General features: G+C 68.8%; 19 protein-coding genes and 8 pseudogenes. 11 read left to right on the top strand and 16 right to left on the bottom strand.

The genetic code is table 11. The annotated features are described in order from the left end of the window. Nucleotides 1-55 precede the first annotated feature (55 nt). Nucleotides 56-727, top strand: a complete 672-nt coding sequence (locus tag AB0E24_RS46120) for a hypothetical protein (RefSeq protein WP_435865390.1) — start codon at nucleotides 56-58, stop codon at nucleotides 725-727. A gap of 317 nt (nucleotides 728-1,044) precedes the next feature. On the opposite strand, the gene AB0E24_RS43665 is transcribed toward AB0E24_RS46120, so the two are convergent. Continuing rightward, nucleotides 1,045-1,650, bottom strand: coding sequence for a TetR/AcrR family transcriptional regulator (locus tag AB0E24_RS43665; RefSeq protein WP_251773134.1), 606 nt, complete (start codon nucleotides 1,648-1,650; stop codon nucleotides 1,045-1,047). Next, nucleotides 1,647-2,591 (bottom strand): SDR family NAD(P)-dependent oxidoreductase, encoded by a 945-nt coding sequence (locus AB0E24_RS43670; RefSeq protein ID WP_359385436.1) that lies wholly within the window; start codon nucleotides 2,589-2,591, stop codon nucleotides 1,647-1,649. The genes AB0E24_RS43665 and AB0E24_RS43670 overlap by 4 nt, the downstream gene beginning before the upstream one ends. A 310-nt stretch (nucleotides 2,592-2,901) precedes the next feature. Between AB0E24_RS43670 and AB0E24_RS43675 the strand changes: the two are divergent. Next, nucleotides 2,902-3,088 (top strand): annotated as a pseudogene (locus AB0E24_RS43675) (VOC family protein); the annotation flags it as partial. Next, a pseudogene (locus tag AB0E24_RS43680) lies at nucleotides 3,087-3,441 on the top strand (transposase); the annotation flags it as partial. The pseudogenes AB0E24_RS43675 and AB0E24_RS43680, both read left to right, overlap by 2 nt. Nucleotides 3,442-3,554: 113 nt before the next feature. Here AB0E24_RS43680 and AB0E24_RS43685 read toward each other — a convergent pair. The 3 genes and pseudogenes from AB0E24_RS43685 to AB0E24_RS43695 all read right to left on the bottom strand — a co-directional run bounded on the left by AB0E24_RS43685 (nucleotide 3,555) and on the right by AB0E24_RS43695 (nucleotide 5,298). Then, nucleotides 3,555-4,016 (bottom strand): MarR family winged helix-turn-helix transcriptional regulator, encoded by a 462-nt coding sequence (locus tag AB0E24_RS43685; protein ID WP_158525822.1) that lies wholly within the window; start codon nucleotides 4,014-4,016, stop codon nucleotides 3,555-3,557. A 215-nt stretch (nucleotides 4,017-4,231) separates the two neighbouring features. Then, a pseudogene (locus AB0E24_RS43690) lies at nucleotides 4,232-4,735 on the bottom strand (glycosyltransferase family 4 protein); the annotation flags it as partial. Nucleotides 4,736-4,935: 200 nt separating this feature from the next. Continuing rightward, the gene (locus AB0E24_RS43695) at nucleotides 4,936-5,298 is read right to left on the bottom strand and encodes a MerR family transcriptional regulator (protein WP_359385439.1); all 363 of its coding nucleotides are present in this window, start codon (nucleotides 5,296-5,298) and stop codon (nucleotides 4,936-4,938) included. A gap of 212 nt (nucleotides 5,299-5,510) precedes the next feature. Between AB0E24_RS43695 and AB0E24_RS43700 the strand changes: the two genes are divergently transcribed. Both AB0E24_RS43700 and AB0E24_RS43705 read left to right on the top strand, forming a co-directional pair. Continuing rightward, nucleotides 5,511-6,428 (top strand): NmrA/HSCARG family protein, encoded by a 918-nt coding sequence (locus AB0E24_RS43700; protein WP_359385441.1) that lies wholly within the window; start codon nucleotides 5,511-5,513, stop codon nucleotides 6,426-6,428. An 840-nt stretch (nucleotides 6,429-7,268) separates the two neighbouring features. Beyond that, nucleotides 7,269-7,877 (top strand): annotated as a pseudogene (locus AB0E24_RS43705) (FadR/GntR family transcriptional regulator). Between the two features lie 105 nt (nucleotides 7,878-7,982). On the opposite strand, the gene AB0E24_RS43710 reads toward AB0E24_RS43705, so the two are convergent. The 3 genes from AB0E24_RS43710 to AB0E24_RS43720 all read right to left on the bottom strand — a co-directional run bounded on the left by AB0E24_RS43710 (nucleotide 7,983) and on the right by AB0E24_RS43720 (nucleotide 12,404). Continuing rightward, nucleotides 7,983-9,422, bottom strand: coding sequence for a glycoside hydrolase family 43 protein (locus AB0E24_RS43710; protein WP_359385443.1), 1,440 nt, complete (start codon nucleotides 9,420-9,422; stop codon nucleotides 7,983-7,985). A 133-nt stretch (nucleotides 9,423-9,555) separates the two neighbouring features. Then, nucleotides 9,556-11,202: a glycoside hydrolase family 27 protein gene (locus AB0E24_RS43715; protein ID WP_359385446.1), complete on the bottom strand. Its 1,647-nt coding sequence runs from the start codon at nucleotides 11,200-11,202 to the stop codon at nucleotides 9,556-9,558. 71 nt (nucleotides 11,203-11,273) lie between these two features. After that, entirely contained in the window at nucleotides 11,274-12,404 is a 1,131-nt protein-coding gene (locus tag AB0E24_RS43720) for an arabinofuranosidase catalytic domain-containing protein (protein WP_435865391.1), read from the bottom strand. 960 nt (nucleotides 12,405-13,364) lie between these two features. Here AB0E24_RS43720 and AB0E24_RS43725 point away from each other — a divergent pair. After that, complete coding sequence (locus AB0E24_RS43725; protein WP_107474682.1) at nucleotides 13,365-14,285, top strand: alpha/beta hydrolase family protein; 921 nt, start codon at nucleotides 13,365-13,367, stop codon at nucleotides 14,283-14,285. A gap of 106 nt (nucleotides 14,286-14,391) precedes the next feature. Here AB0E24_RS43725 and AB0E24_RS43730 read toward each other — a convergent pair. Further along, nucleotides 14,392-14,631: pseudogene (locus AB0E24_RS43730) on the bottom strand (alpha-L-rhamnosidase C-terminal domain-containing protein); the annotation flags it as partial. 325 nt (nucleotides 14,632-14,956) lie between these two features. On the opposite strand from AB0E24_RS43730, the gene AB0E24_RS43735 reads away from it, so the two are divergent. After that, nucleotides 14,957-15,592: a nucleotidyltransferase domain-containing protein gene (locus AB0E24_RS43735; RefSeq protein WP_359385451.1), complete on the top strand. Its 636-nt coding sequence runs from the start codon at nucleotides 14,957-14,959 to the stop codon at nucleotides 15,590-15,592. Further along, nucleotides 15,589-15,729: a hypothetical protein gene (locus AB0E24_RS43740; RefSeq protein ID WP_359385453.1), complete on the top strand. Its 141-nt coding sequence runs from the start codon at nucleotides 15,589-15,591 to the stop codon at nucleotides 15,727-15,729. Before AB0E24_RS43735 ends, AB0E24_RS43740 begins: the two co-directional genes overlap by 4 nt. A 66-nt stretch (nucleotides 15,730-15,795) precedes the next feature. Here the strand turns inward: AB0E24_RS43740 and AB0E24_RS43745 are convergent, their stop codons facing one another. Then, complete coding sequence (locus AB0E24_RS43745; RefSeq protein ID WP_359385455.1) at nucleotides 15,796-16,764, bottom strand: hypothetical protein; 969 nt, start codon at nucleotides 16,762-16,764, stop codon at nucleotides 15,796-15,798. Nucleotides 16,765-16,969: 205 nt separating this feature from the next. Between AB0E24_RS43745 and AB0E24_RS43750 the strand changes: the two are divergent. Continuing rightward, nucleotides 16,970-17,056 (top strand): annotated as a pseudogene (locus AB0E24_RS43750) (ATP phosphoribosyltransferase); the annotation flags it as partial. Between the two features lie 743 nt (nucleotides 17,057-17,799). Here AB0E24_RS43750 and AB0E24_RS43755 read toward each other — a convergent pair. The 4 genes and pseudogenes from AB0E24_RS43755 to AB0E24_RS43770 all read right to left on the bottom strand — a co-directional run. Beyond that, a complete protein-coding gene (locus tag AB0E24_RS43755; protein WP_174885681.1) occupies nucleotides 17,800-18,354 on the bottom strand; it encodes a dihydrofolate reductase family protein in 555 nt (184 codons plus the stop codon). Nucleotides 18,355-18,449: 95 nt separating this feature from the next. Further along, nucleotides 18,450-19,187 carry a helix-turn-helix domain-containing protein gene (locus tag AB0E24_RS43760; RefSeq protein ID WP_359385457.1) on the bottom strand — a complete coding sequence of 246 codons (738 nt, stop codon included), beginning with the start codon at nucleotides 19,185-19,187 and terminating at the stop codon, nucleotides 18,450-18,452. 307 nt (nucleotides 19,188-19,494) lie between these two features. Then, nucleotides 19,495-19,710, bottom strand: a complete 216-nt coding sequence (locus tag AB0E24_RS43765; protein ID WP_162496067.1) for a hypothetical protein — start codon at nucleotides 19,708-19,710, stop codon at nucleotides 19,495-19,497. Between the two features lie 352 nt (nucleotides 19,711-20,062). After that, nucleotides 20,063-21,303 (bottom strand): annotated as a pseudogene (locus AB0E24_RS43770) (hypothetical protein); the annotation flags it as partial. A 619-nt stretch (nucleotides 21,304-21,922) separates the two neighbouring features. Between AB0E24_RS43770 and AB0E24_RS43775 the strand changes: the two are divergent. After that, complete coding sequence (locus AB0E24_RS43775; RefSeq protein ID WP_100808902.1) at nucleotides 21,923-22,321, top strand: VOC family protein; 399 nt, start codon at nucleotides 21,923-21,925, stop codon at nucleotides 22,319-22,321. Between the two features lie 131 nt (nucleotides 22,322-22,452). Beyond that, nucleotides 22,453-22,617 (top strand): annotated as a pseudogene (locus AB0E24_RS43780) (helix-turn-helix domain-containing protein); the annotation flags it as partial. 372 nt (nucleotides 22,618-22,989) lie between these two features. Here the strand turns inward: AB0E24_RS43780 and AB0E24_RS43785 are convergent. Both AB0E24_RS43785 and AB0E24_RS43790 read right to left on the bottom strand, forming a co-directional pair. Beyond that, on the bottom strand, nucleotides 22,990-23,688 hold the full coding sequence (locus AB0E24_RS43785; protein WP_359385459.1) for an aspartate/glutamate racemase family protein: 699 nt from the start codon (nucleotides 23,686-23,688) through the stop codon (nucleotides 22,990-22,992). Nucleotides 23,689-23,873: 185 nt separating this feature from the next. After that, a partial coding sequence (locus AB0E24_RS43790; RefSeq protein WP_359385461.1) for an LLM class flavin-dependent oxidoreductase occupies nucleotides 23,874-24,392 on the bottom strand: 519 nt, incomplete at its 5' end.

A 24,392-nucleotide genomic window follows, 5' to 3' on the forward strand; every position in this document is an offset into this window, starting at 1 on the left:
GGCGGTGGGAGAGATGGGAAGGTACGTCCGCTCGCGTCGCTCGTGGAGGTGGCTGGTGCCGTCGGTGCTTGGTCTGCTGGAGGCCCGGGAGAAGAAGGTGCTGGAAGAGGTCGCGCGGCTGCGGGAGGAGGCCGAGCGGCCGCAGCCCGCGCTCGGCGACGCGGAACGCGCACTTCAGCGTCTTCCGGATGCCCCTGCAACGGTGGCCGAGGTGCTGGCCGAGCCGTTCGTACATGGCGGGCAGCGTCTCGTAGTCACGCACCATTGGAACGGTTGGCCGGAGCGGGGCCGTGGAGCCCTGACCGAGGGGGAAGATCAGGTGCAGACCGAACTGACCGGCCAGCAGAGCGAGCGCAATGCCGGGCAGCGACCGCTCCCGTCCGGCCAGGGGACCCACGAGGCACAGCACCGCAGCTCAGCCGGCGCCAGGGACCACAGGGCGACCCCGGTGCCCGAGGCGAGCACGTGTCCGCCCGCGGACAGCGCCACGCACACCGCTGAGAACACCGAGGCTCTCAGCAGTCTCAGACTGGTCTGGGCGGGCAATGGCTACGGTGGAGACGAGTTCAGGACCTGGGCCCAGGCCACCCTCGGCATCACCGTCAAGGCCGTCTCCCGGCCCAAGGACGTCAAGGGCTTCGTCTTGTTGCCCAAACGCTGGGTGGTTGAACGGTCGAATTCGTGGCCGACGCGGGTCCGCCGCAATGCGAGGCACGGCGGGTCATGAGGGTGATGAAGCTCCACTGGACGTGGGCTTGGGTGCGGCACATGACACTGCTCAACGCCTGAATGGCCGAGCGGGCGTTGCAAGGTCTCGATCGCTGCGACAGTCACCACCGATTTCCTCAAGCGACCCAGATACCGTTCAGGAGTTGGTGCGAACCGCCGGGACGCGCTGGGCGATCAAAGAGCGCTTCCTGGCCGCGAAGAACGAGTGCGGTTCGGCTGATTGATCGGGAACTGTATCTGCCTGAGTGCTGGACTGGTGGTCGAGCCCGCTGCGAGGTTGCGTATGTCCCGGCCGAACAAAGGCCGGTCCGCCGGTTATGCGGCGGTGGCGCCCAGCAGGAGGTCGAAGGCGTCATTCGCCTCGCGGAGCACCGCCGTCGCGTCGTGGCTGCCGAGGCGCCACGCCGCCTGGTAGCAGGCGACGGTCAACTGGGCGGCGAGGACGGCGGTGGCTGGCGGGGTGCCGTGGTCGATCAGGTGTTTCTCGAGGAGGTCGGCGTAGTGCCGGGTCTTGCGGGTGTGGCGGTCTTCGAGCTCGGGGTGCTGCTTGACCAGACGGTGGTAAACCGCGTAGTGGCCGGGGTTGCGGGCGGCCTCGGTGCAGATCGCGAGCAGCAGCCGCCGAGATATGGCCAGTGCCTGCGGGAGATCCTGGAGCGGCTCGGTGGGCGCATCGCGCATGGCCGCGGTGAGCGCGCGCAGGAAGTCGTCCTCGGTGGAGAAGACGACTTCCTGCTTGTCGCCGAAGTAGCGGAAGAAGGTGGTGCGGCCGATCTCGGCCCGCTGGGCGATCTCGTCCACGGTGACGACATCGAACCCCCGCTCCATGAAGAGCGCGAAGGCCGTCTCGATGATCCGTTCCCGAGTCTGGCGACGTTTGCGGTCCCGCAATGACTCCACCGGAAACTTGTTCGCGCTCATTCGTCCAGGATATCCGCTCGTTCCGCCCGGCGGTCAGCGTCGGCGAGACGGGCGGCCTCGCGCCACAGTTCCTCCTCGCGGGCCTCGTCGTGCGACTCTGGCGACGACGGCACGTGGCGGCCGCGATCGAGGTAGGACCCGGTCCGAGCGGTCAGCCCGGACAGGATCGTCTCAGCGAGCCGCGCGCCCGCCTGCTGCGGCGTCATGCCCCGGCCGAGGAATCGCTGAAGCTGGAAGAATCCGTTGAGCACGCCCCGCACGGGCCCCGGGGCGTGGCGGAAGAAATCGGTGCCCGCGACGAGCGCAGGGTTGTAGGAGTAGACGCCGACGCTCTCGGGCAGGCGGCGGGCCAGCGCGTGGGCCAGGTAGATGACGCCGAGTTTGCTGGTCGCGTACGCCCGCCCGGCCTCCCGCGCGCCACCGGCACGAGGCGTGGCCAGTCGTTCCGGCGTCTCCCAGCGTGGCGGCGGCGTGGCGCCGAGCGTATAGCGGAACTGCCCGAAGTGGCAGTCGCTTGAGGTAAGCACGATCCAGCCCGGACCGGTAAACCGGGGCAGCAGCTCCCTGACGAGCAGGTAGTGGGACAGCACATTGACCCCGAAGGTCATCTCGTACCCGTCCGTGGTGCGTTTCTCGGTCGTCGTGACCGTCAGGCCGGCGTTGCCGAGATAGCCACCCAGCGGCGGCAGGTACCCGGTGTCGAGCCCACGCAGAATCTCCTCCACCGCCCGCCTGATCTCGGCGAGCGAAGCAAGGTCACAGTCCACGCCTGTGACCGCGGAAGCGCCGGTGGCCTGGGCGAGTTCCGCAGCGAGGCGCTCGCCGCCGCGGCGAGCCAGCACGACGTAGTGGTCCTGCGGCCGTTCCCGGATCAGCAACTCGACTGTCTCGCGCCCGAAGCCGCGGGTCACGCCGGTCAACACGATGGTCCGGCTATCCATGGCAGACTCCTCGGTATCAAGTTCCAAGTGGTACTCAGTACCGTATAACATGCCATGGTTCACTTCCACATCGAGCGACGAAACCGCGGCTGACACGCTGGCCCGCATTTCCAGGCTCGAATGGATCTACATCCGCGGCGTGTACTTCCCGGCCACGAGGCGTGTGCGGGACCCCGCGAACTGGTACCCGAGCTTCAAGGCGGCGATCGACGGGCTGACCGACAAGAAGCGCAAGGGCCAGGTCCTCACGGTGGGTGTGCTGTCGGACGACTCCGACGAGTACGTGGTCGGCCCGGACATGCGGCTCGGCGTCCAGGAGCATCCGCGGATCCGCCTGGACCTGTATGCCGGGGGACGCGGCCGACCAGGCCGCCGAAGTCGAGCGACTGGTGTCCCTGGGGGCCCAGCGCATCGACTGGGATCTTTATCCGGACGACGCCGACTTCGTCGTGCTCGCCGGTCCTGAAGGTAACCGCTTTTGCATCATCGGCACCGGACCGGACGAGGTTCCTGGAATTCTGCCGCTACCTGCGCAGCCTCTACCCGCACGATGCGGATCGCGATCGTGCTCGACAACTTCTCCCCGCACCTGACCACGAAGAAGGACACCCGCGTGGGTGCCCGGGCCGCGGCCAACAACGTGGAGTTCGCCTAGACGCCGGCCAGCAGCTCCTGGCTCAACCGCATCGAGGCCCAGTTCACCGCCCTGCGCTACTTCGCTCTGGACGGCACCGACCACTCCAGCCACAAGGAGCAGGGGAGCATGATCCGCCGCTACATCATCTGGCGGAACAAGCACGCCGCCGACGAACACCTACGTCAGGTAGTCAGCAGGGCGAACGTCGCCTGATGCGGCACTGGCCAGGGCATCAAGGGCAATCTGCCTACTTCAAACGCCCTCGCAGGGCATGGCCGAACAACCACTCCCAAGGAAAGGAAGCTCCGACGGACTCAGAGAAGACGTCAGCCTCGGGAAGGACGCCCGGCAACGGGGGGCGCCGCCGGAGCGGTCACGCCGCCGGATGAGGCCATACGCTCGCGCCACAACGCCTCCCCCAAATGGGTAAGCGCTGTTCCCAGGTCCTTCCACTCGTCCTCGGCGAACACCTCGTGGTCGTAGTCCGCGATCAACTGGTTTGCCCGCTCGAGCACCTTCACACCGCGGTCCGTCAGCTCTATCACCGCTGCGCGGCCCTGCCCCCCACTCCCGACGGTGGCGACGTATCCGTCAGAGATCAGCGCGTCGATGATCGGATGCAGGCTCTGCACTTTGATCCCCGCTCGCCGCGCCAGTGCGCTGAACGATATGCCTGGATCATGCCGAAGGTGCCCCAAGAGGCCCAGGCGTCGCAGGGACAGGCCCATGCCCTTCAGTGAGTCCTCTACCCGTCCTTCCAAAAGACGCCCCTGGAGGATCATGATCATCGTTGGACCCAGTGGATATCGTGCCGAGCCGGCGTCCCCTGCGTCTGCCATTCACGCCTTCCTTCCCTGGCTATGTGGGACTACACCCACCGTATCGGAATAAGCAGGTCGACCGTATGGCCTCGTCTCCTCAAGGACGCCTTACCAACGTCCCGCCCACCTGGGCCCCCCTCCATGTCACCGCGCACGCCTACACAGCGCTATCGAACCTGAGCTCAGAGTTTTGCCATCACGAGTACAGGTCTCATCTCATGGCACATCCATCCCGCTACCTGTGGAGGATGAAGAGTCGACAGCCGGCAAGACCCATCGTGGCGGAGCTCGGCAGTGAGCAGTATGTGAGGGTGTGCGCATGACCACGCCGCTCGCCAGGACCTGGGCGCCGAGGCAACAGGCCCGTCGTGCGGGTGTGTGACAGGTGCCGTCGCGCTTGAGAGCGGGTTGTCCGGTTCCGGGGCTTGGCGGTTGGCCGGGGGTACGGTCCGCTGGAAAGCATGGGCGGGCGCGAGTCGTACCCGGGTGTGGGCGAGGTCGTCGGGGGCGACGAGCCAGCCGGTGGCGTGGGTGCCGGTCGCTTTGATGGTGCGGGCAGGGCCGTCGGTGGTGGTGGCGATGGGCGGGGTGCCGCAGGCCATGGCTTCGAGGTAGACCATGCCGAAAGGCGCGCCTACGGCCGGGGCGCCCACGAGGTCGGCGCAGCTGAGGCCGGTGGGCAGTTCTTCGTGGTCGCGCCAGTCGCGCTGATGCCGTCCGGCTCGGACCCGCCGACGCCGCCGAGGTCACCGCCGGCCAACTATGCAACGAAATCGAGGACTTGATGCACCATTGAGTCTCTGATCAACAAGGGAAGTGGTCGCTTCGCGCATGCCCCTGGCGCCGCCGACGTGTCAACTGCCCACTCGGGCCGCCGCCCCCTGCGTCAGGATGAACTTCCCGTTCCGTCATGATTGCGCGCCTCGGTGAGGCAGTCGTGCAGCCGCCTGCGCGCGTCCCGCAGGTCCGTCAGCTGTCGGTCGAGGCGGTCGCGTTCGGCCGCGAGCAGCTCCAGCAGTTCCGGTGACGCCCCACCGGAGTCAGCGAACGGCAGCACCTTGCGAATGGTTCTGCTGGTCAAGCCCATGGAGTAGAGCTGTCGGAGCAACCTGACCCGTTCGACGGCATCGTTCGGATACCGGCGCTGGCCACCCGGATTTCGGGAGGATTGGAGCAAGTCCTGCTGCTCGTAGTAGCGCAGCGCCCTGACGCTTACGCCCGCCTTCGCGGCGACCTCGCCGATCCGCATCGCGACCTCCTGGCTCGACTCCACGTCCCGCTTGCACCTGACGTCAGCGTCAGGTTTTAGCGTAGCGGACACCGGTACGAACCATTCCGTCCGAGTTCCGGAGCACGCCTGTGACCAGCACGTCTCCGAACTGACTTCACAAGGCATCAGGAAGGATCAGCAATGTCCATCAGGCATACGGTCGTGATCGCCGAGAGCGCAGCGTGGTCGGCGTGACCAACATCAACAAAACCGTGGTCGTCCTGGGCGCTACGGGGCAGCAGGGAGGATCGGTCGCCGCGGCGCTGCGGGCTGGCGGCTGGGGGGTGCGCGCGGTCGTGCGGGACCCGTCCGGCGACCGGGCCCGGTCCCTGTCCGCCGTCGGCGTGGAAACCGTGCGCGGTGACCTCGGTGATTCGGAGTCGCTCCGCGCGGCCTTCTCCGGCGCCCATGGCGTCTTCAGTGTCCAGCCGAATTCAGGCCAGGCCGGCGCCGACGTGACCAACGAGGACGAGGTCCGCTTCGGCGCGGCCGTGGCCGAGATCGCCGAGCGCTGCGGCGTCGCCCACCTCGTCTACAGTTCGGCGGTCACCGCTGGTTCGACAACGGGCGTCGCTCATCTCGACACCAAGAGCCGTATCGAGGCCCATGTCAGGGACCTGGACATCGCCTGCACCATCATTCGGCCGGCCACGTTCATGGAACTCCTCGTGACCCTCGGAACGGGCCTCGACCGGGGACACCTGTCCTTCCTGATGCGCCCCGACCAGGCCATGCAGTTCATCGCCGTACGCGATATCGGCCGCATCGTCGCCGCGGTCTTCGGCTCACCCGATCGTTACGCCCATCGCACCATGGAGATTGCCGGTGACGCTCTCACCGGCAATGACCTGGCCGAGCATCTGACCCAGGCCGCTGGTCGGACGATCAGTTACAGCCGCCTGCCGACGACGCTGTCGGCACAGGACGAGGTCATCGGCAAATTGGAAGCGCTCGTAGACGACGGCAGGCTGGCGGGAAACGCGAACCTCGACGCGTTGCGCGCGGAGTTCCCCTTCCTGCTGCGCTTCGACCGCTGGCTGGCGGGCCCTGGCGCGGGCCTCCTCGCTCAGGCGCTCCGTGCCTCGGACACGGACATCGCCCTGCGCTGACGAGGCTTTTCCGGGTGGGCTCGGCCGCAGCGGGCGGACGGTGGCCGTCTGCCCGGTTGGCCGCGACGGCCTCGGCGGCGTCCTGCCACCAGTCGGCCAGGACCTCCCCGAGGGGACAGACCAGGTTGTCAGCGCCCGCCGGCGGCGGGGGCCCGACCTCGGTGGCCAGGAGATCGATCAGGTGCGCGAGCCGTCCGCCATGGGGATCGCCCACGCGGACGGTCACCAGCGGCGGCAGAAGATCGGGCCGATCCGCACGGACCCGTCCTCGGCACCCGCCCACACCTGCTCCGCACGTGCAGCCCCTTGTCCAGAGGGGCGGTGAAGCCCGCCCCCGCGGCCCAGGACGTCTCGATGTTCTGGGAGCTGAAGACCACGTCCGGCCAGCCGTGGCGGGCGCGGTTGAACAGGCTCGCCTTGGTGCGCAGGTAGGTGGAGCCCTTGGCGTCCCCCGTCGTAGGTGACGATGTCCATCTTCACCGATGCCGGGCCTTGTACAGATTCGCAGCCGCCAGACGGGTGGAGTCGACCCACACCGTCAACGTGCCGTCTGTGTGCTTCACCGGATGGAAGCCGTCCCGGGCCCGGCAGATCCGCTGCCGCAGGCGGCAACGGCCACCAGAGCGAGCACGCCACCCGCGGCCATACCCCCGAGGCGTCCGCGTCGCTTTCCCGATCTCTTCGCGCCGACCGTGCCGACCGCGCGGACCTTCGCTGACATGAACGACTCCGCTCATCGTGGCCACCAGCCGGATGCCCGGTCGGCAGACGGTGATTCGGTTCACTCGCCCGGCCCGAGGGGTGGGCCGCGGGGATGACAGCCTCTCGTGAACAACTCGGATGCAGCAGGGGACCAGCCACCGACGGAGTGATGTGCCCCGCGTCGAAGGAGGCAAGCCGTTGGACGAGAAGTCCGTAGCGGCGGCAGACGGCAAGCCGCCACAGGAGCCACGCGACGCTGGGCCGACGGGCCCCTACCGTCCCGGATACGAGCTGGTTGCCGAGCAGATCCTTGAGCTCATCACCGAGTTGCGACTGGAGCCGGGCGAGCGGATGCCCACGGAGAAGGACTTGGCGTCGCGCCTGGGCACCAGTCGCACGGTGGTGCGGGAGGCCGTGAAGATCCTCTCGGCCATCGGCCGGGTGCGCGCACAGAAGGGGCGCGGGGCTCTATGTGACGGACGACGAGAGCTTGCTGGGGTCCTCACGCCGGGCGGGCTTCATTCCTCGTCGCGGCGGTGCGTGAGGCACGCCGACTGCGGGGTCAGTCCAGCACGATCGGACTGCACGGCGCGGTCGGCGGTCATGCCGCGGAAGCGGTGGAGGAGCACGCCGCCGTGTACCGGGCCATCTGGGCGACCCGGAGGTGGCGGCCGAGGCCGCCACGGTCCACCTGGACAACACGCTCGATGACTACGCCGCGAGACCCAGCGCAGAGTCTTCGGCTGATCCGCGGAACCGGTGCCGGCCCTGCGGCACGCGGCCAGGTGGGCCCGACGCGCTCACCGCCACCACGACGGGGCGGTCGCGCGGCCCGCGCCAGCCCGTCGGCCATCATCCGCCTGGCCGCCCCGGCAGGGCAGTGGTGGCGTCGGCGGTGAACCGCCACCAGTCCGCGTTGACCAGGTAGCCGCTGCCGCCCGCAAACCGTAGATACAGGTCCTGCGTGCCCGTGAGGCCGCTGACCGGGCAGGACACCGTCGTCCAGGTCTGCCAGCCGCCGGTGTTCGGCACACCGCACCGGCCCACGACCGTTCCGTTGGGGCCGCCCAGACGCAGTTCGATGGAGCCGCCGCCGGTCGCTGAGGCCACGCGTGCGGTGAAGGAAGACGGGCCCGCGCCGAACGCGACACCCTTGACCTTGATGTAGTCGCCGTTCTCGGTGTACCCCACGTTCATGCCTCCCTCACTGGACGGCTCGGTCTCGATCCCGGATTCCCAGGCGATCGTTTCGGCCTCCTGACGGATGTAGGGGTCGAGCGCGCCGACCTGCGGCGCCCCGGTACTGGTCATGGTGATCGTCGGGATGGTGCCGTCGGGCTTGTAGGAGAACTTCTCCACAGCGACCGAGCGGGTGTAGCCGCTCCCGCCCGGAAGCGCGCCGTTGTGGTAGAAGAAATAGGAAGTGCCTTTGAAGTCCACGATGCCCGGGTGGTTGGTGAAACTGGCGCCCTGCGTGGGCATGATCGTTCCGCGGTAGGTCCACGGTCCGGTCGGACCGGGGGCGGTGGAGTAGGCAATGAACTCCGAGCAGCACTTGGCGGCGTACACGATGTAGTACAGGCCGCCTCGCTTGTAGACCCAGGGCCCTTCCTCGAACAGCGTGGGCCGGTTGGGATCACCGGTGCGTGTGCCGAAGCCCGCCGTGGTGAGCGGGATCTTGGCCGGGCTGCCGGAGTGGGAAATCATGTCGGGGTTCAGCCTGACGTACCACAGGTTCGGGTTGCCCCAGTACAGATACGCCTGGCCGTCGTCGTCGATGAAGACGGTCGGGTCGATCTCGCCGTTCCCCACCAGCGGGTGGCCGAGGGCGTCGCGGAACGGTCCGGTCGGGCTGTCCGACACTGCCACGCCGATGGCCATGCGGCCGGTCGCGCGCTCCGTCGTCGGCACGTACCAGTAGAACTTTCCGTTGCGGCTGACGACTTGGCCCGCCCAGGCGTTGGCGGACGCCCAGCTGAAGGAAGCCACACTGAGGGGAGAGCCGTGGTCGGTCCAGTTGACCATGTCGGCGGTGGACCACACCCGCCACTCATTCATGGTGTAGTTGGTCGAGTTGTCCTCGTCGTGCCCGGTGTAGAGGTAGACGCGGCCGTCATAAACCAAAGGTGCGGGGTCGGCGGTGTAGATGTGCTGCACGATCGGGTTGTCCGCCTTGGCCTCCGTGGGAAACACCGCGGCGGGCGCGAGGGTGAAGGCCAGCAGGAGACTCGCCGCCCAGGCGACCGCTCGGGCAAGTCCCGGACGGGTGGGTCGAGGTCGTGCCGGGGTCATGAGTGCCTCCTGGAGGAGCCGGGTGGACTACAAGCCGATGGCACGGCGGCGGGCATCGTCACGGCCCGGAAGGGGTGGGCCGGCGGCCGGGGGGTGGACGGCCCGGGGCCGGCCGGCCGGTGTGCGGCGCCGCTCACCCGCGGGTCCACCGCTGGTTGCCCTGACCATTGCAGGTCCACAGGATCAGTGGGGTTCCGCCGGCCGTGCCGGCTTGGTCGACGTCCAGGCACAGACCGGCGTGGACGTTGCGGACCGAACCGTTCGCCTCGAGTGTCCACTTCTGGTTCTCCTGTCCCTTGCAGGGCCAGGTGATGACGCGTGTGCCGTTGGTGGTGCCCTGGTCGTAGGCGTCCAGGCACTTGTCGCCGAAGACGCGTATCTCCCCACCGGCCCAGGTGGTCCACAGCTGGCCGGCGGCCGTGTGGCAGTCCCGGATCACTACCCTCGCCCCGGCCGCGGTCGAGGCGTTCTCCACGTCCAGGCAACGGCCGGACCCGTCACCGCGCAGCCGGGATGTGGTGGCGGCCAGCGGAGTGCCGCCGGTCACCCGGAACGCGGCGACACCGTGTGCGGGCACACTCGCCGAGACCTGTCCGGTCGTGCTCGATGTCCCGCCGGTCCACAGGTCGGTGAGGGTGAACGACCCACCGGACAGTCCGATCTGGGCCGCCGTGGCGGTGACGGTCGCCGTGCCGTTCCCCCGGTTGAACAGGCCCACGGCGACCGAGCCGTCGGACAGGGGCTTGGCGAACACCTCGGTGTCCCCGTCATCGCGCACCCTGCGCCCGCCCGCGCCCAACGGGTCCTGGTTCACCGCCAGCAGGCGCGGGTTGCGCAGGACCGCGCTCACATCGGCTGACATGGTGCGGATGTCGTTGCCCGCCATGAGCGGCGCGGCCATGAGCGCCCACAGGGCGAAGTGGGAGCGGGACTCGGTCAGCGACAGCCCGGGGCGGCCGACGACGAGCATGTCGGGGTCGTTCCAGTGGCCCGGACCCGACTGCGCGGCCAGTGGCGCGGTGACGTCCACGACGTTGCCCACGCCCATCGGGTAGCTGTTGGTGTTGCCGTTCTGCCAGATGTCGAGCAGGTCCTCGGTGGTCCGCCACAGGTCGGCGACTTCGCCCCAGTTGTATGTGTCGCCGGTGATGGCGTGGTAGCTGTTGGGGTTGATGCTGTAGACGATCGGGCGCCCGGTCGCGCGCAACGCGTCGCGCATGAGTGTGAACCGCGCGACCTGCTCGTCCCGGGTGCCGGCGGAGGAGCACCAGTCGTACTTGAGGTAGTCCACACCCCACGAGGCGAACGTGCGAGCGTCCTGGGTCTCATGGCCCTTGCTGCCGGTGGCCCCCGGGTAACTGCCCCCGCCCTGCGCACACGTGCGCTCGTTGGGCACCTGGTAGATGCCGAACTTCAAGCCTTTCCCGTGGATGTAGTCCCCGAGCGCCTTCATTCCGCTCGGGAATTTTGTCGGGTTGGCCCGCAAGTTGCCCGCGGTGTCGCGTTGCGGGTCGAACCAGCAGTCGTCGACCACCACGTATCGATAACCGGCGTCCCGCATGCCCGAGGAGACCATCGCGTCGGCGGCCTGACGGACCTGTGCCTCGGTGACCCCGCACCCGAAGCTGTTCCAGCTGTTCCAGCCCAGCGGTGGGGTGAGCGCCGGACTGCCCGGGGCCGCCTGGGCGGCCGAGTGGCCCGAGGCCGTCGTGGTGAAAACGGTGCCGATCAGCGCGGCAGCCGTGAGGAAGCGGAGTAATCGTCCGCGTGGTTTCGACACGAGGTGGTTCCTTCCTGGAAGGATCGAGGCGATCGCTCGCGGCGCTCATCGGGGCCGGTTAGCGCCCCGGTTCAGCGGTAGCCGGCCGTGGTGATATTGACCTGCACGGCGTTCTCCGTCTGGTCGGAGGGGTAGCCGGAGACCATGGCTCCCTCGTAGAACGTGCCGGCGCTGAGGTTGGTGTTGCCGTTGCAGCAGTCACCGCCGCTGCCCAGGATGATGGCCCCCTGCTTCTTCATGGGGTTGTAGCCACTGGGGAGCGAGCCGGCGTACAGGGTGGTCAGATTCCCTGACTGCGCGTTGCTGCCCTTGATCGCGAACCGACTGGTCCCGTTGTTCTTCAGTGTGGCGGTGACGAACTTGCTGGTGAAGGCTCTCTGGTTCGGGTTCCAGGACTGGCTGCCCCCGGAGTACAGGCCCCATTCGAGGTCTGCTTGGACCCATGGGCCGTTCCCGGAACATCCGCCGAACCAGCACTGCGTGCTGAAGTTGATCGCGTCCATGGCTCCGGGGCCGTCGGCCTTGCGGGTGGTCTCGCTGTTGCCGTAGTCGAAGCAGCAGCCACTGTTGACGTGCGTGCCGCTGGTTACCATGTACATGGCCTCGGGTGCGCTGCCGGTGGGGACGCCTGTCGTGTGGCCGTCACGCCAGTAGCCGTTCTTCGGGTTGATGTGCAGCGAGTAGGCCCTGTTGCCCCCGACCGTCAGCGATTCACTCGTCGCGTTCGCGGCGGTGTCGGAACCGCCGACTCCGCCCGGCCCCTGGTAGCCCAGGCTGTTGCCGTGCCCGGACTGGTCGTAGACCCAGGTGATGACGCATGAGGTACCCGCGCAGAACGCGTCCTGGGCGGCGGCGTTGGCGACGCCGCCTGCCGTCAGGGCGCCGATGTCCCGGGTCGCGTTGTCGGACGAGCGCCTGACTTGGTACAGCTTGCCGGCGTACGAGCCGAAGAGCGCCCGCACCGTGCTGTGCGCGGCCACACACGGCGTGCCGCCCGAGGCGTAGATGTCACAGGGGCCGGTGTCGGCGGCGGACGCCGGCACCGGCCGGCCGAACACCGCCACCAGTACCGCGATCAACATCAGCGCCGAGCCCGTGGCCAAGGCGGTGGGCGAACGCCGTCCGCGGGAAACCCCGCCCGGCATGGAAACCAATGAGGACTGCACCGTCTCCTCCTGGAAGGGGCATCTGATCAGGGGCATGACATGTCGCGACGTGCCGCAGGTCAACTGGATGGCGTGGGACACAAGAAGTAGTGATTCGATATTTCGAACGTCCGTCGAAACACCGGACAGAGATGGATGATAGGGGAGCCCCGAAGGCTGTCAATACCGCACACCGGGCCGGCGTGGAGATCGCGATGAAACCTCAGTCGGGCGGTGTCCGGCGGGGCGGAATCGTCGGCGACATGTGATGTTTGACCTCTCCTGCCGCCCATGTCGCAGGGCTGTCGTCCCGACTTCCGCAGCAGGCCCCCGTATCGTTCGACGTCAAGTCTCTTGACAGTCCCAAAGATCCCATGGGACCCCTAGAGGGACATGGGATGTATCGGCGCACCCTGCTGCCCGGCCCGTGCCCGCGCTCCCGCCTCCGCACATGCTGCCGGAAGGTCATGTCATGACGATCAACAGGCGCGTCTTCCTCGCCGTCTCCGGCGCGACAATGCCGAACCGGCCACGCGGCGACGGCCATCTCCACCCTGGACGGCGGCCACTTCGCCCTGCCGCTGGGGTCGCGCCTCCGGCGATGGTGGTCGCGCCGCCGCCGGACTGACGCTCCTTGGAGGCATCTGCCACCGCTTCCTGTTCAGCTTGTCGATCGTTGTCCGACATTTCGAATCCTGGCGAACTGGACCCGCTCGCGATGTCCTTCTTCCAGATCACCCACGACCGTACTCGCACCACCCGTACCGGTAAGGCACCCGTGCGTCGCCGCCGTGCCGGTCACCGAGAACCAGGCGACATTCGGATGGCGGACCTCCGCCCGACCCCATGATCACCCAGACCAACAACAACTCCTGAGCGCCCGGTTCCTGCCTCATGGGCCAGGGGCCAAACACGACGGCCCAACCCCCTGAGCAACCTCCGCGGGATCCCCCTCTCACGCTGGTGCACCGCGCCGGTGTGGCCCGCTCACCCCCTACACACAACAAGGAGTCACCCATGTCGATGCGACGGCGTTCCTTACTGGGTCTCGGCGTGGCCGCGGCCACGGGCGTGGGCACGTCCCTGCTCGGCGGCAGCGCGGCCGCCGGCACCCTGTCACCACGGATGGCCTCACCGCGGCAGGCCCCCACCGCGCAGTTCGCCATCGGCGTGCGCCAGTTCAACTGGTCGCGCGGCAACCGCCAACTGACCACGAAGATCTTCTACCCGGCCTCCGGTGCCGCGGGCGGCAACCCCATCCCGAACGCGCCCATCGCCAACGGCGTCTTCCCCATCGCCGAATGGAGCCATGGCATGGGGTGCAACTCCGACTGCTACTCCTCGCAGACCCACGATCTGGCCGCCGCGGGCTTCATCTGCCCCGCCCCTTCGTTCTCCGACAACACCAACATCGGCAGCGTCTACAACGGCAACTGGTCGAAGGACGTCTCCGAGGTCCTCACCCGGACACTGGCGCTCAACACCACTGCGGGCGACCCGTTCGCCGGGCACATCGACACCCGTGCCGGTGTCGGTGTGTCCGGCCACTCGATGGGCGGGATGACAACCCACGGCCTGCTCACCGCCTGGCCGGACAACCGCATCGTCGCCGCCGTACCGGTCGCCTGCGTGGACATGGGAAACCCCGCCGGCCTCCACGCCAAGGTGCTGTTCATCCACGGTGACCACGACCCGACCTGCGACTACAACTCGGCGCGCGCCGCATACGCGGAGCTCCCCTCGCCCAAGGCGTTCCTCACTCATGTCGGGGCGGACCACGGCCAGTACCTGACCCCGGACTACCGGTACTACGCCCAGACCAAGAACACCTTCCTGGACTGGTTCCGCTGGAGCCTGTACGGCGACACCGCCGCGCGCGACCGCCTGCAAGGCGACGCCACCAGCAACGGCACCTCCTGGCAAGCGGCCCTCACCTAGTGAGTCGGTCTTGAGTTTGTTCGTCGCCGCATGAGGGGCACCTTGCCCGGCCGCTCCAGCAGGCCCGGGAAACCTCAGCATGGCCGGCCACTGAGGGCCGTCCCGTTCACCGTGAAGGGGCTTGGACAGTGAACGTCCAGATCCCGGAGCCGACTCGGTATGAGACCACTTGGTCGGTGACCTGCGTCTTCCTCGCTTCGGTGGGGGCTTGGACGCGGTGGTCCTCGTCGGTCAGAGGCACCCGTATCACCGCGCGGCTGTTGGCCGGGATGGTGACGGTCAGCCGCAAGGTGCCCCCCGTCTGTTTCCAGCTGCTGGCCACGTGGCCACGCACCGTCTCCTGACCGTCACCGTCGCCCCAGGACGATTTTGGTACGACGAGTACGGCGGCTACCACACGTACACGTGCTCAGCCGCTTCTGGACGCGATCGGCAACCCCCCGCCGGGACACAGCCCTCGCCCGTCGGTGCGCAGCGGTGCGCGAGAAGGAACGGCGCCGCGCGGAGCGGGAAGCCGAGTAGGCCGCGCTGAAGGCCGGCGGCCGGCTCTCCCGCTTCCGGACCTGACCCGGGCACGCCCCAACCGGCGGCGCCTCTCCCTGGTGGCGGCCGTGGTCCGGGCCTGGCCGAAGAGCCGCACCTCGGTCGGGTAATGGCAGTAAGTTGTCCCGATGAGCGATTCTCTGCCGCCTGGCGGCGACGTTCTTGATGCGGACGAGCTGGATGCTCGGTGGGCGGATGCCTGGCGGCCCGAACAGATTGCGGAGCGGTTGGGCGGGGTCAGCGTGCCCTGGTGCATCACGGCAGGGTGGGCACTGGATCTGTTCCGCGGAGGGCAGTCGCGGCCTCACGGCGATCTGGAGATCGCGGTGCCGGCAGCGGGGTTCGCGGAGATTCGGGGCCGCTTCCCTGAGTATGTGTTCGACGCGGTGGGCTCGGGACGGGTGTGGGCGGGGGCCGAGGCGCTCGCGGCTACGCATCAGACCTGGCTGCGGGATCCGGCGAGCGGTCAGTTCCTGTTCGACGTCTTCCGTGAGCCGCACGAGGGCGGGATGTGGATCTGCCGACGAGATGAGAGCCTGCGGCTGCCGTATGACGCGATCATCAAGCGGACTGCGAACGGCATCCCTTACCTGATGCCGGAGCTGGTGCTGTTGTTCAAAGCGAAGGCGACACGGCCCAAAGATCAAGCGGACTTCGACGGGGTCCTGCCGCTGCTGAGCCAGGCGCGGCGTGACGTTCTCAGCGGGTGGCTGACGCGTGTTCATCCCGGACATCCCTGGTTGGCGAAGCTGGCGGGGCAATGACGCGACCCTGTCCCTGGGACACCACGGGCGAGCCGCGGGTGTCGGCTGCCTGGGTGATCGTGGTCGTCACGATCGCCTACGCGGCCCGCGCCCTGGACGGGTACGAGCCGTGTCGGCCGGTGCGGTGGCAGGCGTGATTCTGAGCGACGACCTGGCAGAAGCGGTGGTCACCCAGGTGTCCGCTGTCGAGAATCCAGCAGTGGTCAGGAACCGGCGGGGCGCCGAAGACCGGCCGGCTCCACGTCGAGCGCCGCCAACAGCCGGACACTGCGGTTGCCCGGCTCGCTCAGCAGCCGGTCCAGCAGGTCGGAGGTACCGCCGGCCATCGTGTCCTTGAGCAACTCGCCCGGCGGCACCGTGTCCTGGCCGAGGTCTGTACTCGCCATGACCGCACGCACCCGGTCGTGGTCCACCCCCGTCTCGACCAGGACCCGGCCCCCGTCGTAGTCGGCCTTCGCCTCTTTCGTCAGGTGCGGGTAGGCCTGCGCGACCGCGTACGTCCGCAGCATGCCCAGGAGGACATCGTCGGTGCGGACCTTCCCACCGTGCTGTCTGGCGAGTTCCCCGGCCTCCAGGCGCGCCCACAGCACCGGGTGCGCCGCGGCGTTGAACGGCATTACCTTGACCAGCAGCGTCGTCCAGAACTGCCCCAGCTCACGGGGCTTGTAGCGGCGGCGGCCCACCAAGGCGTCGCGAGTGGAGCGCAGCTCCGGCGGGACGGCGTCCTCCACGACAGGGACCTGTCCCGACCGCACGGCCCGTTGCAGCGCAACGACGTCGACCCCGCACCCGTTCAGGTAGCTCACCGCTCCGCAGGACGGGTCGTCCAGGATGGCCACCAGCAGATCGGCCGGCGAGCGCTCGGCGCCCTGACCGGTCACGGGCGGTTGCTCCTGGCACCGGGCGAGCGCCGTGGCCCCGGCCGTGCTGAGCGTGAGAGAGCGGTCCTCCTGCTCGGCCAACGGAACCTCGACCCTTCCGGGCTCCTCGTCCATCTCCCCGACGCCCCTGCGGATCACGTGCGTCGTGAGGTCGTACGAGGCGAGGAACTCCTGGACCTGTTCGTCCTTGCTGATGCAGGCCAGCAGGATGTGTGTGCTGACGTGGCGCATTGCGTAGACCGGGCCGAAGGCAGTGCGCAGGGCCTTGTCGGCGCGGAAGTCTGAGGTCATGCGGAAGATCTTGGCCCAGGCGCGTGGGGTGTTGCATCAGCCCTCGGTCGGACACCGGTACGACGAAAGTCGGACACCGGTACGACGAAAGGGAGCATCACGTTCCGACCCCGGCCTGGGCCCCTGCTCGGAGCCCGCGTGCTCGCCGAGATCGGCGACGACCGAAGCCGCTTCGTCGGCGCCAGAGCCCCACAACACCCGGACCGAAGACGTAGAAGAGGCCGTGGCCCTCACCCGCGGCCCGCAGTCACCCACCGTCTCCCCGCTCCACCGCGACGGTTGGTCGGCTGTCGGCCCCGGCGCGGCGACCAGGTCAACGACTACCCGTTCCCCGATGAGGAGACCGTCACCGCCTCCAGCGAGGACCAGGTAGGTGTACATCTGGGAGTTGGTCACCAGCAGCCGGTCCCGGCTCACGGCGACGCCGGTGGTGGTGTCGACCCCGGGGTAGGTGCGGGTGGAGACGACGGTGGCCCGGGTGGCGTCGGTCTTTGTCGTGATGAGCGGGGACGGCGGGTCCCCCCAGCCGGTCAGCGGCGAGGTCGTCGTACTGCGGATCTGAGCTGGAGGGGTTCGCGATGGAGCTCCTACACAGCCGCCGATGGCCCTCATCTGGAGACCGTCCTGGTCGACCTGCTGTCCGCGCTGCTCGCCCGCGAAGTGGACGCCGTCGAGTCGCTGCCGCCCGAGAGCCGCAGACGGACCCTCGTGCTGCGCATCCGGGCGTTCATCGGACATCACCTGCATGACCCCGACCTGACGCCGGGCACCATCGCTGCCGCGCACACATGGCGGCTTCCCCCTCCGGGCGTCCGCAGTTCGGCAGTGCCGCGGTGACGCGCTCCCTGGGCGTGCGGACCGCCGCTCGGCGTGGCGGCGTTGAGGGTGATCTGGCTGCCGGAGGCGTGGACCGGATGGCGGACGATGGGCAGGCCGAGGCCGGTGCCCGTCGTCGTGGGAGTCGGAAGCGCGCCAGAATGGACATATGGCTCGATCTCCTGACCGTTGCTGTACCCAGCCCTCGTCGAGCAGTGCTCAGCGCGTCGGACGGTAGGTCGCGATGATCACTCCGCTGCTGGTCGGCTGAGCGCTGACCAGCTCCAGCTTCTTCAGGGTGGCGTCGTCGGCGAACAGCTTCTTGCGGCCCTCGCCGGCCACCACCGGGTGGATCAGCAGTACCAGCTCGTCCAGCAGGTCCTGCTCCAGCAGCGAACGCACCAGCGTGGGGCTGCCCGCGACGGTGATGTCCTTCCCCTCGCCCGCCTTGAGCTTCTCGATCGCGGCCGCCAGATCGCCCTTGATGAGGGTGCTGTTCACCCAGTCCTCCACGCTGTCCAACGTGGAGGAGACGACGTACTTGGGCGAGTCATTGATCCACTTGGCGAAGCCGGCGTCCTCGCCGTCGGTCACCGTCGGCCAGTACCCGGCCCACTCGGTGAAAGTCGCCCGGCCCAGCAGAATCGTGTCGGCCGTCTCCAGCGTCTTTCCCAGCACCGCGCCCATCTCCTCGTCGAAAGCGAACTGCCACTCGTTCGGCGACTGAGCGACACCATCGAGCGAGACGAACAGACCCGAAACGACCTTGCGCATGATTCCTCCGTGATGAGTTCGGGGTCGTCTGCCCGGTCCCGGCCGAATAGCGCTCCGGCCGGGGCGGGCCGACCCCGTGGGCTACGTCAGGAAGACTATGCGGGCACCGGGGAGGAGGGCTTGTACAGAAGCGACAGCGGCTCCGCCCTGTCCGGAGCACTCAGCTGAGTGGCGGTCCGGCCGATGAACCGGGCCAAGGACCGCGCCAGGTGCGGCTGGTCGAAATAGCCCAGCTGGTGCACGACGTCCTGCGCCGGCGCCCCCTCCTGGATCAGAACCGCCGCCTCGCGGGCACGGTGGATCTGCCGGATGGCACCCCGGGTAAGGCCCGTCGCCGCGAAGAAACGCCGCTGGAGGGTCCGCTCGGAGACATCGGGGGCCCCGCCGCCGAGCACCGCGGGCACGATCGGGTCGCAGTCCACGATGCCCTCACGCACCATGCGCCGCACGAACGCCTCCGCATTGTCGTAATCGGGCACGTGCCAGGCGGAACCCTTCAGCCACACGGAGCGCCGCGTCACGTCGGGGATCTCCGCGCTGCCACCCACAAGCCGGCTGATCGGCAGGTGAGGCATCGAGGTGCCGAGCGCGAAGCTGATACCGAAGAACGTGGCGTCCTTGGGAACGGGAGCCAGACAGGCCGCGGGCTCTGGGCCCAGCACGGCCGCCTGCGCCTGGCCGTCGTGCTCCCAGAAGACAAGCTCCCAATGCGACGCCGCGATCGACGTCATCCGGCCGACCTCGATGCTGCGGCTGCGCCACACCCTCTCGATGTACGGCAGCTCCGACGGCCGACTCTCGATCTCCAGACCCAACCGGATCCCCCCGTTCACCGCCGCCTGGGCCGCCAGTGTGCCACGTCGCGCGGACGGCCGAAGCTCGGGCCGAGATGCGCGGGAGTATCCGCGCATCTCGGCCCGGACACGGCCGGCGGCCCGATGCCCCAGGGCTCATGTGGAAGCCCGACACGTCAAGAGTTCACTCAGGGATTCGCAGACCCACGTGGTCGCAGCACCGCCCGTGCCGAAGACTCACCCGTCCAGGTGCAGGCCCGGGCGGACGCTGGCGCCAGCCTCTCGTCCATTGTCGGCGCGTGGCGCAGGTGGGGAGAAGCGCTGCTGCCGTCGGAGACCTCGCAGATCAGGAGATGGTCTCGTTCCCCCTGATGCGGCGGGCCGGAACCAGGGCGGCGAGGGTCAGGCCCACCGCGATCAGCAGCAGCGCCGCCTGACCGCCCGCGGCGATGACCACGCCGCCGACCAGCGGTGCGGCAAGGCCCATCAGCCGCCCTGGGGACTCGATGACCGCCAGGTCCCTGCCGCGGCGGCCGCTGTCCATCGCCTGGGCTGTGTGCACGTCCTGGCTGTTCCAGAGGAAGGAGTTGCACAGGGCCAGGGTGCCTCTCCGGCATCGCGCCGCCGTGGTCCGGCTGCCGCCCGCAGGGCACGATCGGGATCCACGATGAGGTCGTCGTGCACGAGACGCGGAACTGAGCGGGTTCGGTGTTTCCCGGGCCGTACAGCACCGTGGCTGGCACAACGTCCGCACTGCTCAGCGGCACGGCCACGATATCCAGCGGGGGACGGGCACCAGGGCGGGTCCAATGATGCCCGGACTCGGCCACCAGTTGCACAGTCAGTCGTACGGAGGCCCCTGTGCGGGGATCGTCGTCCACGAGGGTCAGCTGAGCGCGGCAGCGTGGCGGCGCCCCGGTGTGCACCTGGAAGGCGGCGCGGCGGATGGTCTCCGCGAGCGTGGGGTCGGGGTGCGCGGCGGCGAGCGCGACCAGGACCTGCACGGTGCGCGGGTGGCCTGCGGCGCGTACCTCGTCGAGCAGTACGGGGATGGTCTGCTGCACGGCGGACTCCAGGTGCCGTACGAGAAGCGGGGCTTCGCCGTGGTCGGCGGCGGCGGCGGTGTCCACCCACAGCCAGGTGGCCTCTTCCAGGGTGAGCACCTCGTGGGCGTCCTCGAGGTCGACGCCGTCGTGCTCGGCGAGCCACAGCAGGGCGTACGGCCGCAGGATCGGCTCGTCGAGGACGGCTCGTACGTCGGGCTCGGCGGGGGCGCCGACGACGCGAAGCGCCTCGAAGGCGAGCCCACGCAGCAGGGCGTCCTCGCCGCGTGCGGCGCCGAGGAGTTCGGTGACAGCGCTGCCGACGGGGCGGGCGGCGAGCCAGGTGTGGTACTCGTCGCGGGCCGCATCCGGTCGGAGCGGAGCGCAGCCGCGGAGCATGTCCTCGGCCGCCTGCTCGATGTTCCCGGTGGAGCTCTGCGCGGCGACGCAGATCTGCTCCATCTTGACCCAGACCGCCCAGCTGCCGAGCGGGGTGAGCGTGGCCTGCCTGTCGCCGTAGGTGAGCGCGCCAACGGAGGCGAGGGCGTGCAGGGCCCAGTCGAGGAGGGGGCGAGGGGCGTGTCGTCAGTGGCAGCCGCGTCAGCGACCGGCTCGGGCTGAGAACCGTATGGAATGTCGTAGCGCTCGGCGCGCAGTTCGGTGACCCGCTGTTCTAGGAGGTCGAGGAGTTGCGGTACGGGTACAGGCCCGCCGGACAGCTGTAGGAAGGACAGCACCTGGGGCATGGCGGAGACGACATCAGCCACGGCACTGTGCTCGTGCTGGTCGGGTTCCGGGTGGGCGAGTGACCACGCGTCGAAGAGGGCGACCCAGCTGCGCAGTGCGGCACTGTCGTCGCGGTCCCAGGCGCGCAGCCGCCAGCCGGGGCGGACACTGTCGCCGTGCACTTCAACGAGGCCGGCGAGGCGGGCGGTGTCCCAGTCGGCGCGGACCTGAGCGAGGGTCAGGTCGAGATCTCTGGCCGCGTGTTCGGCGGTCGCGTCAGAGAGGGTGCCCTTGTCATCGGAGCTCGCGCCGTCGTGGCCGAGGCGGAGAGCGGTGGCGGCCCAGCGGGCGACACGGGCCGCGTCCGCCATGCCCGAGCGCGCCATTTTGGCCAGTTCCGCGGGGGCCGGTGTGCCCTGCGGGCTGCCCGTCGTCGGCAAGCACGTCAAACACGTCGGCAAGGGGCCGCACGGCCGCACGGGCCAGTGGATCTACCAGACGGACGCTCCGCTCGACCTGCGTCCTGACGACACTTCCAGCCGCCCCGTCACCGGCCGCGGCCTGTTCTGGGCCCCGACGGAGAAGGGGCTCCTGCCGATCCTGCCGCAGCGCAACGCCCTTGGCTGCAACCTCGGCTACAGCGGCGGCGGCCTGCACGCCCCGGCCGCCCAGCTCACCCAGGTCACCGACTCCGACGGACAGAACACGGCCGTCGGCGCCCCGTGTGAGCAGGCGCACCCCGCGATCCTCACCCGGACCCGGAGCAGCGCGACCGACCGCGGCAGGAACGAGCTGACACCGGGCGACCTCAAGGCTATGCCGAGCCGGTCGGCGAGCTCGGCCACCGTTCGGTGTCGCCCGACTGCCCAGCAGTTCCAGGAGTGTCAGCACGTGGCCGGTGGGTCTGGGCATGTCCGCGGCCTGACGCGAATACAGGGCCGATTCTGTCCACTATTTCTCCTAGCCTGCGACGTGCACGCTTCCAGCACAGCCAAGGAGATTCCCATGGAGTTCGTCTCGATCCGCATCATCACCAGCGACGTAGCGCGCCTGGTCGAGTTCTATGAGCGGGCCACGGGGGCGCGGGCGACGTGGGCCACCGAGGACTTCGCCGAACTCAGGACCGCGGGCGCCACGCTCGCGATCGCCGGTACCCGTACCGTTCCGCTGTTCGCCCCGGGTTCGGCCCGCCCGGCGGACAACCACAGCGTGATCACGGAGTTCCTTGTCGACGACGTGGACCGCGTGTACCAGAACCTGACCGGCGTCGTCACCGACTTCGTCACCGAGCCCACCACGATGCCCTGGGGCAACCGGTCGTTGCTGTTCCGCGACCCCGACGGCAACCTTGTCAACTTCTTCACTCCCGTCACCCCGGCGGCCATCGAAAAATTCGCACGCTGACACCTCGCACAGCAGCTCACCCGGGAGCCCTGAAATCCCAGGGCTCCCGATGAACGGCGGCCACCGAGTCCAGGAGCGCCACCAGCAGGGGACACCGGAACCACCGCCGACTCCCGAAGGGACGCCCGCGCTTGTGCCTGCAGAGCGACGCCGGACGCCCGATCGCACACGTCGCTGCGGAAGCCGAGGTCTCCCGCCGTTGCTTGGCCAAGTGGTACGCCCGCCGGCGCGCGCACGGCGAGAACGGACTGCTCGGCCACTCCTCCCGCCCCGCCGCCGGCCCCGCCCGTACTCCCGAGGACATCGCCGTCCTGGTGGAGGCGCCGCAGCGGCAGACCAAGCACGGGCCGGCCCGGCTCGCCGCCGGCCTACAGCGGCTGCACGGCGTCCTACGCGCGCCCGCGACCGTCCACCGCACCCTGGTGAGGCGAGGACTCAGCCGCCTCCGGGACCTCGGCCCACCGACCGGCCAGCAGCTGCGCGAGGCCATCCGCTACTACGAGCACGACCGGGGCGGCGACCTGGTCCACGTCGACGTCAAGAAACTCAGGGCGCATCCCTACCGGCGGCAGCTGGCGGATGCACGGCGTCGGCACCGAGCCCGCCCGCGCCTCCATCGCGCCTCCAAACGCACCAGTCCCGGCACCGGCCCGCCGCTCCAAAGCCCCTTACCGTTCGGACGCGAATGCCGCGTTAACGGCGGCCTCGGCGTGCAGGCGGGTGGTGGCGAAGACAGGAACCGGACTGTGCTCCGGGCTGATGAGGAGCTCGATCTCGGTGCAGCCGAGGATGATGCCCTCCGCGCCAGAAGCCACAAGCCGGCTGATCACCTCACCGTAGGCCGCTCGGGACTCCTCCCGGACGATGCCGAGGCAGAGCTCTTCGTAGATCACTCTGTGGACGACGGCCCGGTCGTCCGTGTCAGGCACCAGGACCTCCAGGCCGTGCCCGGCCACGCGGTCGCGGTAGAAGTCCTGCTCCATGGTGAACGCGGTGCCCAATAGCCCCACTCGGCGCAGACCTGCGGTCCGCACCGCAGATGCTGTCGCGTCGGCCAGATGCAGCAGCGGAATGTCTACCGCCGCCACCACCTGGTCGGCGACCTTGTGCATCGTGTTGGTGCAGATCAGCAGCAGGCCCGCACCAGCCGCCTGCAGGGACCGGGCGGCGTCGGCGAGTACTTCGCCGGCCTCATCCCAGAGCCCGGCCACCTGCAACCGCTCGATCTCGGCGAAGTCGACCGAATACAGCACGCACTTGGCGGAGTGGAGGCCGCCCAATCGCTCCCGGACCCGCTCGTTGAGCAGCCGGTAGTACTCGGTCGTCGACTCCCAGCTCATGCCGCCAATCAACCCGATGGTCTTCATCGCCCCACTCTCGCACGCACTTCGCCGGTCGCGGGGCGAGGGTCCGGGTGACATCAAGGCTGCCCTTGTGACGCGACCGTATCGTTTCTGAACTCCTCCGGATACGGAGACATACGTCCCACCAGGACACCCTTCCTCGGATCTGCAAGATCCATTGTCAGAGTGTCCACACCACCGGGGTCACCTCAGGTGAGTCTGTCCCCGAGGATGTCGGCGAGCAGGTCGATCTGTTTCGGGTCGGTGTGGTTGCCCACGAAGACGAGTTCGTCGAGTCCGGCTGTTTCGTGGGTGGTGACGGTTGTGTGGATCATGTCGGCGGTGGTGGCCGCTGTGTCGATGACGGTCCGGATGTAGTCGGGGCCGGCGAAGGCGTAGTAGTCGTTGACGGCGCGGGTGAGGGATTGGTGTGCGTGGCCGCCGAGGGCGAACATCGCCGTGGCCCTGGTGCGCGGACGTCCTTGTCTGCCGGCCTCTTTCCAGTGGCTGTGGAGGCGGGTGGTGAAGGTGGTGAACTCGTTGATGTCTCCGCCGGTTCCGGCGATCCATCCGGTGCCGTGGGAGGCGATACGTCGCAGCGTTGCCTGCGATGTGCCGCCGAACCACAGTGGTGGCCCTGCGGGGGTGGCCGGGGCCGGACCCACCTCTTCTTCACCCCGCCAGATGGCGGTGACGCGTTCCACGAGTGTGTCCAGGGCGCGCCCTCG

This window comes from Streptomyces malaysiensis subsp. malaysiensis (genome assembly GCF_040653035.1).
Lineage (GTDB): Bacteria > Actinomycetota > Actinomycetes > Streptomycetales > Streptomycetaceae > Streptomyces > Streptomyces malaysiensis.